Annotated in this window: 1 protein-coding gene; it reads left to right on the top strand. The window is 61.3% G+C overall.

Annotated features, from left to right (window positions below; genetic code table 11):
• Positions 1-254: hypothetical protein (locus tag HU806_RS26620; RefSeq protein ID WP_238350249.1), on the top strand; the 254-nt coding region annotated here is incomplete at its 5' end.
• Positions 255-372: the final 118 nt, after the last annotated feature.

Below are 372 nucleotides of genomic sequence, written 5' to 3'. Positions count from 1 at the left end.
TACACCTTGCTGAATGGTTTTGGGTCTGCTGCGCAGCCCAGCGGGAGCAAGCTCCCTCGCCACAGGTTTATCGTTTGCTTTCGAAAGCGGCATTTGCTTGTGCCAGTGAAGACCAGCGCACTTTCGTCGCCATGCCTGCTCACCCACCGTTATTGCGAGCAAACCCGTACTCACAGAAGAAACGCGATCCCAACCAAAACCAGGTCGGCCCTAAGGCCGCCTCGCGGCGGACGTTGATCTCGGCGCCCCGTTAACCACGATGGCCGAACGCAGGTATTGTGGAGTGGGTATCCCGGCATGGATGCCGGGATAGCCGCGCTGGCCCATGGATGGGCCTTCGCGGCGGGCCCACGGAGCAATGCCGGAGTGAGG

It is taken from the genome of Pseudomonas sp. SWRI154 (genome assembly GCF_014268645.1).
In the GTDB taxonomy this organism is placed as follows: Bacteria; Pseudomonadota; Gammaproteobacteria; order Pseudomonadales; family Pseudomonadaceae; genus Aquipseudomonas; species Aquipseudomonas marvdashtae.
This window is presented reverse-complemented; position numbering and strand designations above follow the sequence as displayed.